We start from the raw sequence: 13,251 nt of genomic DNA, 5'->3' as shown, positions 1-13,251 counted from the left end.
TAGGTTTGGGTGTTTTAAGGGCCGCTATCACTTGATCTTCTCAAGTATGTTCTTGATGACTTGGTCTGTGGAGAATCCTCTTCTTTCAGCTTCAAAGGTGAGTATTATCCTGTGTCTGAGGATAGGGTATGCCATGGCATCAATGTCCTCGGCACTGACAAAGTTCCTGCCTTTGACGAGAGCTCTTGCTTTTGCTGCAAGTATCAGACCTATGGATGCCCTTGGGGAAGCACCGTATTCAATGAACTCGCTCTTGATACGTGTGCTCATCACTATCTTAATTGCACGGTTCTTGATGTCATCGGCGATTGGAACATCCCTTGTGAGTTTCTGGAGGTCAAGCAGTGTGCTCTTGTTAAGGACCTTGCCCACAGTCGGCATTATGGAACGTGTATAGCGGTTCACGATCTCGATCTCATCCTCATAGCTTGGGTAATCCACAAGTATTTTGAACAGGAATCTGTCAAGCTGGGCTTCCGGTAGCGGGAAAGTACCTTCCATTTCTATGGGATTCTGTGTTGCCAGGATGAAGAACGGCTTATCCAGCATGAATGTGTCATTTCCAACGGTTATCTGCTTCTCCTGCATGGCTTCCAGAAGTGCGGATTGTGTCTTTGGGGATGCACGGTTGATCTCATCGGCAAGTACGACGTTTGCAAAAACAGGTCCAGGTTCGAATTTGAATTCCTTTGTTCCTCCCACTTCCTCAATGAGGTGGGTTCCGGTAATGTCCGCAGGCATCAGGTCAGGGGTACACTGTATCCTGCTAAAATTCAGGTCCATTGCCTTTGCAACGGTAGATATGGTAAGTGTCTTTCCAAGCCCGGGATTACTCTCAACAAGAGCATGACCATTACAGAGTATTGCCATGATTATCTGCTCAACTGTATCCTTCTGGCCGACAATTACCTTTTCGATCTCATTGAAAAGAGTTGCGAACACATCTCCTGCAACTTTATATGTTTGCGAAAGGTCTCTTGAATTCAGGTCACTAGCCATTTATTATCTCCTTATCCTTGTAACATGATTGTAATTAAGTGATCAATGTGAATCTATCATTTCTTTGCCAGTTCCTCAAAGTAGTCTTTAATAATACTTTCATAGCCATCTGGCAATTCCTCATAATATGCCTGGGAGGAAATGACACTTATTTCATAGGCTGAGGATTGCTGGAACTCCTCTTCTCTCTCTTCCGCGTCTTCCGAATTGCTGAATCCAACGCCTGATCCAGGTGGGAGTGAGAGGTCTACTTCCTTACCTTCTACTACAACAACAGCCGGTTCACCGATGAGATTCTCTGAATCTGAGCCATCTCCTTCCTCGCCACCTTCATCTCCTATCTCAAAAAGGTCATCGGGATTTTCCTCTTCGGAGACTCCTGGTAGGTTGTCCAGAATATCCTTCCAGTCATCAGGTGTTGTATCTGTATGAATATCATTTACTGTAATGACGGTCAACGCTGCAAACGATACCAGCAGGATAACGATTCCAAAAGTTACCCTTCTCTTTCGCATAAAATCAGATGAGTTCACCTTTGTTACATTTGCAGAAACTATCTGTACAAGATCGTTTGCTATGATATTGTCAACGTTGAGGTTGTCGTAGGCAGTTCGCAATCTCTCCCTGAGATTCGGATACTTTTCCTCCACAAGCAGAATAGCACCTGTTCTGTCATCGCGTAAGTGTATGAGCAATGTCACTATGAGTGCGAAAAATGCTGATACAAGAAGCATAACCACGCTTTCAAAGGCAATGCTCAGGCCTGCGGCATCATAACTGGTGCCCGCCCTGACCTCAAAAGTATTGATAAGAGGGAATATCTGGTCAACACTCAGTAAGACCATTATTGTGTAAAGGATCAGTGTAATGGTAAAAAAGTCGAGTAATTTGTATATACGGCGGTATTTTTTAAGAGCAGCTTCCTGTTTTCGTACAAAATCCCTGATATCCATCATAGCACCGCATTGGAGAATCTTAATTTGATGTCGGGCCTGGTATGAATTTCGGATATGAACCAAGCATTTTTAGCATCCCGACTTTTGACTCTATATTATATATTGCACCTTTTATATTTGCATCATTTATATAGCCTTCGAAGTCTATATAAAAGACGTAATCACCGAGCGCCTCCTTGGATGGTCTGGACTCTATTCTTGTAAGGTTGATGCTTTTTTGGGCAAACTCCGCCAGTATCTCGTAGAGGGCACCGGGCCTGTCGCGGTCAAGGTAAACGATAATCGATGTTTTGTATTCATGCTCTTCGGAATTTGCATGAATGATGCTCTCAATGTGCTCTTTTTTCTCAGAAGGTACTATTACGAAAAACCGGGTGTGATTCTGTCTTCTGTCCTGCACATTGGGAATGAGTATATCAAGGCCATACATCCGGGCTGCCTCTTTTGAGGCTATGGCAGCCATTTCCGGAAATTCCGTTGCAAGCTTTGCGGCATGTGATGTACTTCCTGTTGTCCGAAGCTCAACACCTTCAAAATGCTCTTTGAGAAATTGCCTGCATTGTGCAAGTCCCTGTGGATGGGAGAGAATTATCTTTATATCTTCCTTCTTACCCCGGGACAAAAGACAGTGCTCTATAGTAACAACGGTCTCCCCTATTACTGCAACGTCCTTTTCAAGAAGCATGTCAAGGCTGACTCCCACAGAACCTTCTATGGAGTTTTCCAGGGGTACAACTCCAATATCAACAGAATCCGAACTTAATGAAGAGAAAACATCCTGTATGTCATCAAAATATTCAAGAGAATGATCATTCTCATTATTCCTTCCGGCAAGCCATTGCTTTGCAGCTTTTTCTGAGTAGGATCCTTTTGGTCCAAGCACACCGATATTCATCCAGAGCTCTAATGGTGGGAAGTTTAAAATATCTTTGCATCGGACCGCCTGTCAATGCGTGTTTAGGATTATATGCAGGCAATAATAAAAATGGAAATGAATCCTTGAAGTTCATCCTCAAAATGTCATTCTTTCACTTCAAGGAGTTTCTCAAGCCTTTCCTCAATGAACTTGAACTTTTCATCCATAATGAAGGTCTTTGTTTCTACCTCTATGATAAGGTCCATTATTTTCTCTTTTTCTATATCTTCTTTTATGGCTGTGATGTCCGGTAGTTCTTTCAGCTCTGCAACATCATGTTTCAGCTCTTCCTCTTCAGGGTGCAATTCAGCCATCTTTTCAGTAAGCTTATCCCTTTGGTCGGAGCTGGCCAGGATCTTGATCTTTTCCTCAATTTCTTTTCGTCTGTGGGGAAAGCCGTCGGCTGTGGAATATATTTGTTCGAGAACCTGGACTTTGATCGCTTTGTCAAAAATGATGTCTTCTGTCTTTGGTTCAGTAGCATGCTGCATATCTGTGGCAGATGTTCCTATTTCAGCAGGTGGCATGCAGACATATTCCGGACTGTAAACACGCTGGTTCATGAAAGTCGGGGATACTATCTCAATTTCATTGTCGTGCAATGAATCCATAACGTTCTTCTTGAAATTCGACCTTGCAGTTATAAGACTCTCGACGTCCTTAAGCAACCCTCCTACTGTGTAACTCACAGAGAAATCACCCAGCTTCGTCACATGTACGAAAGGAGTTTCAAGTTCACTTTTTTGGGCTGCCTGAAAGAGGCTTTTTTCTACATCTTTCCTTGGAATATTATAACCCAGGGAAACACTGGTCGTTATTATTGTTCCGGACGCACGGATGGTCTTTAGGGGATTTGATACTAGTGTCCTATTGGGTATTGTTATAAGATCCCTATCAATGGACTGGATCTGTGTATGCAGGAAATTGATCTCAGTCACCCTTCCGAAGGTTTCATCGATCTTGATAAAGTCCCCTAACTTGAAAGGATTGATCAGCCTGACCATGACCCCTGACATTGCATTTGCAACAAATGTCGTGGAAGCAAAGGTGATCACTGCACCTATGACGATACCTACCAGTGTAAGTATTAGATTCTTGTCTTCAATACTGATAGGAAGTGCAAAAATAGCGAATATAATTCCAAATATCATCACTGAAACAATAATGAGCTGCTGAACAATTCTCTCACGTGAGAACAGCGATCTTTTCTCGAAAAGATAATTCAGGCCCAGAATTAACACTGTGGTCACAATGAGCACAATAATGCTTGCAGCCAGTTCTTCAAGAATCATATCAACCACTCCAGCAACAGTATTTTTGGAATCGAACTCGATCCCTGTAAATTAGAAGTCCCATTTTCTATCAGTATCTAATAATATATTCTGTTTGTGGTGTTTTCAATACATTTGTTTGTCAGGCTTTTTATCCCATTCATCAAGCAGCTTAAGGCATCCTTCCTTTTCTACAAGCACAAAACTGAGCTCCGGGTCTGCTATATGTCCCCTTATTATCTCATAGAAACGGCTGTCATCGAAACCTACTGAGGAAACCTCATCTTTGTCGGTTCCAAAGTATATCTTTTTGATACGTGCCCAGTATATGGCTGCAAGGCACATGGGGCAGGGTTGTGAGGTGGTATATATCTCACAGTCAGAGAGATCGAATCTTTCAAGAAAGGCACTGGCTTCTCTTATAGCTTCAACTTCTGCATGTGCTGTTGGGTCATTTGTATGCAGAACCTTGTTGTGGGATCTTGATATGATGTTTCCATCTTTCACAATAACAGCTCCAAAAGGCCCTCCGTGGTTGCTGTTCATACCCTCTCGCGCCTCACCGATGGCAATCTGCATAAACTGGTTCATGGAACTGAATTATTATTAATCCTGTTTAAGCTCGGTGGTGTATGTGCCTTGCATATTTACTGGACTTCAGAAAGGTATCTTTCATTAACAAGATGAAACATACATTTATTTGTCTTTGAACAAAGATGTTTTATGATACTATTTGATGGAAGGTTGATTGAATGCAGGATTCATGTGATAATGATCTCATAAGTGAACGGGATAGGAATAAACTTCTTAAAGCTTTAAAGGCTCGCCTTTTCTGGGTGGGTGTGCAGGTGCCATATTCCGTGGATGTTAATGGGAATCAGTGTAAGCTTCATGAAATGGTCTGGGAACTGATAAATAAGGAGCACCTGAGCGAGGAAGATTCCGATAGTATTGAAACATGTATTCTTCACTTAAAAGAGAAAGAGAAGGATGACGAACTGAAACTGAGCACAGACAAGCTAACGAAAGAAGAGGCAAAGAAGCTTTTCTATGAGACATCAGGCATATTGCGCGCCATAATGGATCTCAGGTCCATAGAAAATGGTACTTCCAGGGAGAAGAGGGAGGATTTTCACAAAGCATGCTCTATAGAGCGGGTTGAAAATGCACGCAAATGGGTGCAATTCCTGAAAACCACAGGTGAGGCATAACGCTCACTCTCCGTTTTTCTCTTTTCTTTCGTGAATATCCTAAACATATTTATCTTTTAGAGCATTTCACAGTATACATAAAATAAAGGTGGAACCATGCAGCTAAAAGTACAACCAATAGATATCAAAGTAGGGAAGTATAAAGTGGTGTTGAACACCATCGATGCGAAAGAGCTCGGTGTCAATGAAGGTGACAGGGTAAGGATAAAAGACCACACCACATTGACCGCGATTGTGGACTTTACAGAGGACATGATCTCTCCGGGTATGATTGGTCTGTACAACGAAGTGCATGAGATGCTCCAGAAGGAATGGACTGAAACAGTAGAGGTTGTGGCTGCTGAAAAACCAACATCCACGTATATTATCAGGAAGGTAATGGATGGCGAAAAGGTGGGAAGGGATGAGATATACAATCTGGTCCAGGATATTGTTGAGGAAAACCTCAATGAGATCGAACTTGCTGCTTTCCTTACGGCTACTTACATCAATGATATGACCGAAGATGAGACTGAGTGGCTGACAAAAGCTATGATAGATACTGGTGAGCGTATAAAGTTCGACTCATCTCCAATAATGGACAAACATTCAATTGGGGGAGTTCCTGGAAATAAGATCTCATTGCTCATTGTTCCTATCGTTGCAGCTAATGGTCTGCTTATACCAAAGACCAGTTCCCGCGCCATAACCGGTGCTGGTGGAACTGCTGATCTTATGGAGATCCTTGCTCCTGTAGAATTTACAGCAGCAGAGATCAAGGATATGACTGAAAGAATCGGAGGTGTCATTGTATGGGGTGGAGCCACCAATATCGCACCTGCCGATGATAAACTGATCAAAATAGAGTATCCGCTTTCCATTGATCCTCATTGCCAGTTGCTTGCTTCTATAATGGCTAAGAAAGGCGCTGTGGGTGCTCAGAAAGTGGTCATGGATATTCCCACTGGTGCAGGTACGAAGATACCTGATATAAAGACCGGAAGGAAGCTTGCAAGGGACCTTATAAGCCTTGGTGAGCGCCTCGGAATGGATGTTGACTGTGCTCTGACCTATGGTGCTTCACCTGTGGGAAGGACAGTAGGGCCCGGACTTGAGGTCATAGAGGCACTGAAGGTGCTGGAATCCATGGAAGGGCCAAACAGCCTAATTGAGAAAAGTGCTGCTCTGGCTGGAATGCTCCTGGAGATGGGCGGTGTTGCCGCTAAGGGGCAGGGTCGTGAACTTGCACTTGATACTTTGAAGAATGGTAAAGCTCTTGCAAAGTTCAAGGAGATAATTGAGATCCAGGGTGGAGATCCCAATGTTACTTCCAGTGATATCAAGGTTGGGGAGTTCACCGCAGATTACATTGCACCTGCTAATGGGTACATAATCGAGTTCGATAACAAGCGCATAGTCCAGATAGCCAGGCTCGCCGGAGCTCCAAACGATAAAGGCTCAGGCGTTGAAATTCATAAGAAACGCGGAGAACTTGTGAAAGAAGGCCATCCTGTATTGACGATATATGCCGAAAAGGAAGATAAACTGGCAGAAGCCATCAAGAGCGCAAGAGAAAATCCTCCTATTGTTGTTGAAGGTATGCTCATTGAAAAAGTGGCTGACATTAAAGAAGTCTGATATTCAGGTGCGCAAATGAAAAATATAGTTATTTTAAGGCTTGGTCATCGTCCACAAAGGGACAAGAGAATAACCACCCATGTGGGGCTGACCGCCCGGGCTTTTGGAGCCGAGGGGATGCTACTTGCATCCGATGATCCCAAGCTTTCCAACAATCTGCTTGATGTTGCGCAGAGGTGGGGTGGCGACTTCTATGTCAAAAATAATGTGAGCTGGAAATCCGAGATAAAAAAATGGAAGGACGAAGGCGGTAAGGTTTGCCACCTTTCCATGTACGGGGTGAATCTTCCGGATGCAGTTCCTGAAATAAAGGAATGTGAGAAACTAATGATCGTTGTAGGGGCTGAAAAGGTTCCCTTCGAGATATATGAAATGGCAGACTGGAATGTTGCTGTTGGAAACCAACCTCATTCCGAGGTTGCTGCACTTGCGGTGACGCTGGATAGGATTGCTGAGGTTGATCCGCTGGGTGCTGAATTCCACGGCGGCGAGCTGACAGTTGTACCTATGGAATGTGGTAAACAGGTCATAGATCACAGGCAAACTGAACAAGGATCTGAGTGATCAATCCTTTTTCACATCAGCTCCTCTGTAAATACCCCTTCTTTCATATTTGCCAAAGCCCCTGTGCTTTGGTTTTTCTTTATACTTGAACCCATCCTCAAGCATTTCTTCAAGTTCATCCTCTGTTATGTCTTCATCTTCTGGCATGGAATCTCACAGTGTTTTGATGAATGGGTTGTGTTCTATAAATTCAACATCAAGTTTCAATTTATCTTCAAGGATTGTACATAATTCCTGCATACCGGGATTCTCTGTGGCATAATGTGTCGCATCCACAAGCAGCATATCTTCCCAGGAGCGGATTATATCATGTTTCAGTTCTGAGGAAACATAGGCGTCAACATCATTCCTTTTTGCAAATTCAAGGTATTCATCCCTGAACCCACTACCTCCGAAAACCATTACTTTTCTTATTTCTTCTTTCCTGCCAACGAATTGCACATGCGTATTCAGGCATTTTGAAACATGACTCGCAAAGTTCTCAGCAGAACATGGTTTAATCGTCCCTATCCTTCCAATTTCGCAATTCTCTATGTTGGAAAGTCCAAGCTTTCTTGCAAGGACATCATTGATTCCGTTTTCTGCCTTATCTAAATTGGTGTGCATTGAATAAAGGGAGATCTCATTTCCAAGTGCTATTTTGAGGGTATCTGCAAGATATCTTGGTATGAGGTTTATCGGATGGAATATCAGGGTATGATGTGTGATCAAAAGATTAGCCCCCATCTCAGCTGCCCTTTTGATAACATATTCGGTGGGGTCAAGAGCAACTGCTATTCTTTTCACATCGTTTTCCAGATTCAGGGTAAGTCCTATCCTGCCTATGTCAAATTCTTCGGCCAGTTCAGAAGGTGCAATTTCTTCCAGAAAGTTAACAACGTCGGAAAGTTCCATATAGTCGAATATTTTGTCAAGTAATTTCAATCTGTCGCATTTTCGGTAATATATTTATATATAGTCAATGTATAATATAAAACAAATATAAAAAAGTAAAATATATATGTGCTGTAAATATAATATGCACATATATAATAAGTGAGGGCACTTTATGAGAATACAAACCGGAATAGAAGGCTTTGATGGGCTTGTGCAAGGTGGATTACTGTCAGAACGTGTTTACCTGATAAGTGGTCCGCCGGGGTGTGGAAAAACAACGTTTTGCGTACAGTATCTTGCACATGGTGCAGCACTTGGGGAAGTAGGCTTATATGTAAGTTTACTTGAATGTCCGCAGAATATCATTAATGATATGTCTAATTATTCAATGAACGTAGTAAACTTAATAAAAATGCAAAAATTATTGTTTGCTGATCTTGGTCCGAGGCTGGAATACGGATTCATTGATGAATTCAGTGAGTATGTAACTCCTGATTATGAAGTTGGGCGCTCAGCAGTTGAGCATGAAGCTCCTTCTCCTGCGACTGTATTCAAGGAAATTGCAGCTTACGTTGCCGAATATAATGTTAAGAGGCTGGTAATCGATTCCGTATCAGCTATCAGGTTCACATCAAAGGATGTTACTCTTCAGGAAAAGGAAATGACCCGGTTCATAAGAAACCTTAAAAAGCTTGGGTGTACCACTATTCTGATATCTGAGATGACTGATCCAACAGCCTATTCAACTGAACAGTTTGCGGCTCATGGTGTCATCTTCATGCATAATTTCCTTTATGATAAGACCATGACGCGTGCTATCCAGATCATAAAGATGCGCGGTACAAAACATGATTGTAATCTGCGAAATGTTGCATTTACAGATAAAGGACTGGCAGTAAGCGATCTTCTTGATTGAAGGGGTGTAAATTATGGTTAGATTCTTCCAGAAAAAAGAGGAAAGTACTCAACTCACTGACTTTGAGATAGAAGAGATCAGAAAAAGTGCCTATAATCTTGGTTTTGAGGTTGGTTACCATAAACATTCAGAGATTGGGTGGGTGAGTGAACATTACTCTATGCTGGAGGACCTGGCCAGAGAGTCCGGACTTGGGGCACTGGTTTCTGAGACCTATAAAAAAGGTAAAGGAGAAGGTTCAAGAGCAAAAGAAAGGGATCTCAAGAGTGGCTTGTCAAAGAAAGAAATAGAAAAGCATCGTGACAGGGCAAATATTTCAAATATCACATTCCATGATGAAAATACCGGCAGTAAAGATGATTCCGGCTATGGGGGGCAAATTTTTGCATATGGGGATAAAGTGGGTCCTATACAAAAACCTTCCATGACCGATATGCCAAAATCCACTTCCAGAATAAAGGCTATTGACAGACCTACTCAAATACAGGGGTTCAAGTTATTAACTCCGCAGAATTAGTACTATCATAAATAATGTACGAGGTTTAGTTATGTCCAAAAATTTTATTCTTATATGTTTGATTATCATTTCTCTTTCATGTACAACTGCGTTGGCCTATGATATTGATGACATTGAGTGGGATGATAATGCAGATGCAAGTGGCACCCTTGGCTGGGGTGATACATTAGAATCAGGCGACTACCTGATCAAGGCTGAAGACTTCAATACAGAAGGTTACGTAAGTGTCAGCATTTCCAGAGACGGGATGATCAAAGAGATATCGCCTGTGCAGCTTGGTGAAAGTGTGATTTATAGGGATGTGGAGAATGGGGATGACATCAAAGCTTTTGTGGATTCTGTAACTCTTAATATAGACGAATGGACCGGCAATATGGAAGATCCTACTGCTGCGATCAAGGTCTATAAACGTGGAATCCCGGAAATGAATATTGAAATTGAAACAGAAGAAGATACTTACGATCCAAGGACCATCTCATATCCCTACATAACTGCAACCATCGAAATTGAGAATGAAGGGGATGCCAAAGCCTATGAAATGGATGTTGAGATCGATCCTTTCGGGATGGAATTGGTGGATGGCAAATTAAGGCATCACTTAATTTCCATTGACGAGGATGAGGTGCTTGAACCTATTGAAGTTAAGCTGAAAATTCCTCACTATTGGGAGGAAACAGACATTGACCTTAAAGTGACGACCTTCTCTAAGGATATTAATGGCTATTATAACGAAGACAGCGAAACAAAGACTCTTACTATAGAGCCTGCTGTGGAACTTGTTATTATGAAATCTATCACTGAAGATATTTACATGGATGAAACAGCTCATGTTTCAGTGAGTGTCTGGAATAACGGCATTTATAGTTTGAATTCTGTCACTGTGGAAAACCCTGTAATTGAGCATCTTGAACTGCAGGACAATGTTAACCAGCAACTTGTTCTCTCTTTTTCACCGGGTGAAACAAAAGCAAAGGTGTTTGATTACACCCTGAAGCCTGTAAAGACAGGTTCATTCAGTGTTCCGGCAACGAAAGCTGAGTATACTGACCCTACTGGGAAAATGCAGAGCTATGCTTCAGAGACTCCTTCAATAGAGATAGAGGGCCCTGTAATCACTCTTACAAAATCAGTTACTCCTTCAAGTGTGAACCCGGGTGATCAGGTCACAGTAAAGGTTAAACTAGAAAATACCGGCACACATCTGGCTAGTGTAACAAGCTCTGAAACATTGCCTGAAGAAGTATCATTTGTTAGTGGGGATCTGAATTTCAAAGAGGTTATCGATTCCCGCAAATCTTTCACATATTCGTATGTAATTGAGACAAAAGAAGTCGGTGAGTTTAAACTGCCTGCTACAACTGCTTCTTTCATAGATTTCGAAGAGTACAAAGGTGAAAAGATATCCAATATGCCCGTAATATCAGTAGTAGCTCCTGTGGAAGAAAATGCCGGATCAAGTTCCGGTAGTTCGCAGTCAGCTGGTCCCTCAGACACTTCAACATATTCGGATTCCGAAAATATAGTATACCATGACGGAGAAGCAAGAGTTCAGCCTGGATTTGAAGGAACAATGCTGATTTTTGTTCTGCTTTGTGTTTATGCAGTATCAAAACGCAATAATAAGCAGTAATTCCCATGATGCAAACACCAATCAAACTGATCTGGCTGGTATTGGCTATTATCTGCCTCTGTAGCCTTGCAGGGGCAGCAGCATCTTCTGATGATGAAATAGAGTGGCTTGATGCGGAAGAATATACTCTTTACTGGGGGGATGAGGTTAATAGTAGTGGCTATTTGATAACGGCTGTGGATTTTTCTCCTTCAAAACTTTCAGACGTAGATAGCGATTATGCAATATTGTCCATACTGACCAACCGTTCTGAGTCATGGAGTACCATCCTTGCCTTGAATAACTCTGATATTTCTGATCATAAGAATTTTGAGGACAGGATCAATATATCAGTAGTTGAGATAGTCACGGGAAATGACATCCCTGCGCCCTACACGACAATAAGCGTTTCTATTTCGAAAGATAATTCAAATATTCCTGTTGTAAAATGGATTGATGCAACCCTGTCTATCGAAGAGAGGCAAACCACTGAGATCTATATGGATGAGAGAGCACATTTTGACATCAAAATAAAGAATTTGGGTAATGAGGCTCTGGATTCGATTGAGATAATAAGGGACATTCCGGAAGATTTTGTTTTTGATCCGGATATCAATATAGACTGGAATTTTTCTCTGGGTGCCTATGATCAGCGGACCTATAAATATTCATTAAAGGCTCTGAAGCCCGGAACCTACAATTTATCCGGTATGCATATCATCGTCAACAGTGGGGGGGGGACTCACAGTAAGACCCTCAATGATTCGGAACTGCTGGTGCATGGTCCCTTCATTAACCTGACAAAGTCTCTATCATCTGGTAATGTTCCGCTGGGCGATGTGGTCAGTGTGAATATAACTGCAATAAATGATGGGGACAGGGCAGCACACGTATCTATCACAGATGAACTTCCGCAGGGTGGTGTTTTGCTGGATGGGGGTATGAGTACCTCTCGGGTATTACATCCGGAGAATAGCCTCACCCTGGCATATTCCATGTGCATGGATAGGGAAGGTGCGATAACTGTTCCCTCTGCCAAAATCAGATTCATAGATTCCAAGGAATATGAGGGTCTGGTCTATTCAAAACGTTCCGTGATAAATGTGGGGGCTGCTTTCATGACCTCCGATCTTTACCAGGATGGGGTATATAACGAATCAGTGGCTGGTGAGTTTGAAAATCCTGATGAACTGGAATACGGGGATTATTCTGAACCTGGATATGTGGAAGATGCCGTAGTAGAAGATGGGGCAGATGATGATGAGGATTATGGAATGCTGCAACCTGTGTTTAACTTGATAGCACGCATTAAAGAATTCTTTTCTGGTGATTGAGGAAAAATAAGATAATATTCTCTTTCGTCCTAATATTCAGTTTTTCTTTTTATTGTCAGGAAAATCTATTTGACAGTTTCAATAAATTCACCAATTTTGTCATGAAATACTTTATTAATGCCCCAAAATTAGAGTATTTATTGCATCAAAATTGGCATAAATGTGTTTTAGATTTTACTGTCAAACTTGGTTTTTGTTATTTTTGTTATTTTCTAATGTGGCTGATGAATGGCCGCAAATTGCATAAAGGATTAAAACTAACAGTTATAATCCGAGTGGATCTGTGTCAATTGTCACATATCAGCTCTCTACTAACAGCACATATTCGCTTCTAATCTCTCATGATTCGGAAGCCTTATATGCAATGGCTGTATTAGTAGGGTTCCGCGTAAACGGCGCGTTGACAGGAGCTTTTTCTTGTCATGAATCACGTTCATCCAAGGTCTTTGATGGAACACTTCGAAT

14 protein-coding genes are annotated in these 13,251 nt (G+C 42.0%); 7 read left to right on the top strand and 7 right to left on the bottom strand.

The window, feature by feature from the left end:
- Positions 1-27: 27 nt before the first annotated feature.
- The 5 genes from V7O66_RS05300 to V7O66_RS05280 form a co-directional block, all read right to left on the bottom strand.
- Positions 28-999, bottom strand: a complete 972-nt coding sequence (locus V7O66_RS05300) for an AAA family ATPase (protein WP_406661924.1) — start codon at positions 997-999, stop codon at positions 28-30.
- A 56-nt stretch (positions 1,000-1,055) separates the two neighbouring features.
- Positions 1,056-1,952 carry a hypothetical protein gene (locus V7O66_RS05295; protein WP_406661923.1) on the bottom strand — a complete coding sequence of 299 codons (897 nt, stop codon included), beginning with the start codon at positions 1,950-1,952 and terminating at the stop codon, positions 1,056-1,058.
- 22 nt (positions 1,953-1,974) lie between these two features.
- Positions 1,975-2,850, bottom strand: a complete 876-nt coding sequence (gene pheA, locus V7O66_RS05290; RefSeq protein WP_406661922.1) for a prephenate dehydratase — start codon at positions 2,848-2,850, stop codon at positions 1,975-1,977.
- 125 nt (positions 2,851-2,975) lie between these two features.
- Positions 2,976-4,163 carry a mechanosensitive ion channel family protein gene (locus V7O66_RS05285; protein ID WP_406661921.1) on the bottom strand — a complete coding sequence of 396 codons (1,188 nt, stop codon included), beginning with the start codon at positions 4,161-4,163 and terminating at the stop codon, positions 2,976-2,978.
- Positions 4,164-4,268: 105 nt separating this feature from the next.
- Positions 4,269-4,733 carry a nucleoside deaminase gene (locus V7O66_RS05280; RefSeq protein ID WP_406661920.1) on the bottom strand — a complete coding sequence of 155 codons (465 nt, stop codon included), beginning with the start codon at positions 4,731-4,733 and terminating at the stop codon, positions 4,269-4,271.
- A gap of 161 nt (positions 4,734-4,894) precedes the next feature.
- On the opposite strand from V7O66_RS05280, the gene V7O66_RS05275 reads away from it, so the two are divergent.
- The 3 genes from V7O66_RS05275 (at position 4,895) to V7O66_RS05265 (ending at position 7,534) form a co-directional block, all read left to right on the top strand.
- The gene (locus V7O66_RS05275; RefSeq protein WP_406661919.1) at positions 4,895-5,353 is read left to right on the top strand and encodes a DUF5788 family protein; all 459 of its coding nucleotides are present in this window, start codon (positions 4,895-4,897) and stop codon (positions 5,351-5,353) included.
- Between the two features lie 96 nt (positions 5,354-5,449).
- Positions 5,450-6,970 (top strand): AMP phosphorylase, encoded by a 1,521-nt coding sequence (locus V7O66_RS05270; protein ID WP_406661918.1) that lies wholly within the window; start codon positions 5,450-5,452, stop codon positions 6,968-6,970.
- Positions 6,971-6,985: 15 nt separating this feature from the next.
- Positions 6,986-7,534 (top strand): tRNA (cytidine(56)-2'-O)-methyltransferase, encoded by a 549-nt coding sequence (locus V7O66_RS05265; RefSeq protein ID WP_406661917.1) that lies wholly within the window; start codon positions 6,986-6,988, stop codon positions 7,532-7,534.
- Here the strand turns inward: V7O66_RS05265 and V7O66_RS05260 are convergent, their stop codons facing one another.
- Complete coding sequence (locus tag V7O66_RS05260; protein ID WP_406661916.1) at positions 7,535-7,681, bottom strand: hypothetical protein; 147 nt, start codon at positions 7,679-7,681, stop codon at positions 7,535-7,537. It abuts the gene before it with no gap.
- 6 nt (positions 7,682-7,687) lie between these two features.
- A complete protein-coding gene (locus V7O66_RS05255; protein WP_406661915.1) occupies positions 7,688-8,458 on the bottom strand; it encodes a Nif3-like dinuclear metal center hexameric protein in 771 nt (256 codons plus the stop codon).
- 124 nt (positions 8,459-8,582) lie between these two features.
- Here V7O66_RS05255 and V7O66_RS05250 point away from each other — a divergent pair, with 124 nt between their 5' ends.
- From V7O66_RS05250 to V7O66_RS05235, 4 genes are read left to right on the top strand one after another with little or no spacing between them, the layout of a single operon-like run.
- Entirely contained in the window at positions 8,583-9,326 is a 744-nt protein-coding gene (locus tag V7O66_RS05250) for an RAD55 family ATPase (RefSeq protein WP_406661914.1), read from the top strand.
- Positions 9,327-9,339: 13 nt separating this feature from the next.
- Positions 9,340-9,843 (top strand): hypothetical protein, encoded by a 504-nt coding sequence (locus V7O66_RS05245; protein WP_406661913.1) that lies wholly within the window; start codon positions 9,340-9,342, stop codon positions 9,841-9,843.
- A 31-nt stretch (positions 9,844-9,874) separates the two neighbouring features.
- Positions 9,875-11,473 carry a hypothetical protein gene (locus V7O66_RS05240; protein WP_406661912.1) on the top strand — a complete coding sequence of 533 codons (1,599 nt, stop codon included), beginning with the start codon at positions 9,875-9,877 and terminating at the stop codon, positions 11,471-11,473.
- A 5-nt stretch (positions 11,474-11,478) separates the two neighbouring features.
- Positions 11,479-12,786, top strand: a complete 1,308-nt coding sequence (locus tag V7O66_RS05235; RefSeq protein ID WP_406661911.1) for a hypothetical protein — start codon at positions 11,479-11,481, stop codon at positions 12,784-12,786.
- Positions 12,787-13,251 lie beyond the last annotated feature (465 nt).

This window comes from Methanolobus sp. ZRKC3 (genome assembly GCF_045291275.1).
Lineage (GTDB): Archaea > Halobacteriota > Methanosarcinia > Methanosarcinales > Methanosarcinaceae > Methanolobus.
This window is presented reverse-complemented; position numbering and strand designations above follow the sequence as displayed.

Bases quoted from the DNA above. Each gene is read 5' to 3' on its own strand.
- V7O66_RS05300 (WP_406661924.1), bottom strand. From the start codon at position 999: ATGGCTAGTGACCTGAATTCAAGAGACCTTTCGCAAACATATAAAGTT.
- V7O66_RS05270 (WP_406661918.1), top strand. From the start codon at position 5,450: ATGCAGCTAAAAGTACAACCAATAGATATCAAAGTAGGGAAGTATAAA.
- V7O66_RS05250 (WP_406661914.1), top strand. From the start codon at position 8,583: ATGAGAATACAAACCGGAATAGAAGGCTTTGATGGGCTTGTGCAAGGT.
- V7O66_RS05235 (WP_406661911.1), top strand. From the start codon at position 11,479: ATGATGCAAACACCAATCAAACTGATCTGGCTGGTATTGGCTATTATC.
- V7O66_RS05245 (WP_406661913.1), top strand. From the start codon at position 9,340: ATGGTTAGATTCTTCCAGAAAAAAGAGGAAAGTACTCAACTCACTGAC.
- V7O66_RS05280 (WP_406661920.1), bottom strand. From the start codon at position 4,733: ATGAACCAGTTTATGCAGATTGCCATCGGTGAGGCGCGAGAGGGTATG.
- V7O66_RS05285 (WP_406661921.1), bottom strand. From the start codon at position 4,163: ATGATTCTTGAAGAACTGGCTGCAAGCATTATTGTGCTCATTGTGACC.
- V7O66_RS05260 (WP_406661916.1), bottom strand. From the start codon at position 7,681: ATGCCAGAAGATGAAGACATAACAGAGGATGAACTTGAAGAAATGCTT.
- V7O66_RS05295 (WP_406661923.1), bottom strand. From the start codon at position 1,952: ATGGATATCAGGGATTTTGTACGAAAACAGGAAGCTGCTCTTAAAAAA.
- pheA (WP_406661922.1), bottom strand. From the start codon at position 2,850: ATGAATATCGGTGTGCTTGGACCAAAAGGATCCTACTCAGAAAAAGCT.
- V7O66_RS05265 (WP_406661917.1), top strand. From the start codon at position 6,986: ATGAAAAATATAGTTATTTTAAGGCTTGGTCATCGTCCACAAAGGGAC.
- V7O66_RS05275 (WP_406661919.1), top strand. From the start codon at position 4,895: ATGCAGGATTCATGTGATAATGATCTCATAAGTGAACGGGATAGGAAT.
- V7O66_RS05240 (WP_406661912.1), top strand. From the start codon at position 9,875: ATGTCCAAAAATTTTATTCTTATATGTTTGATTATCATTTCTCTTTCA.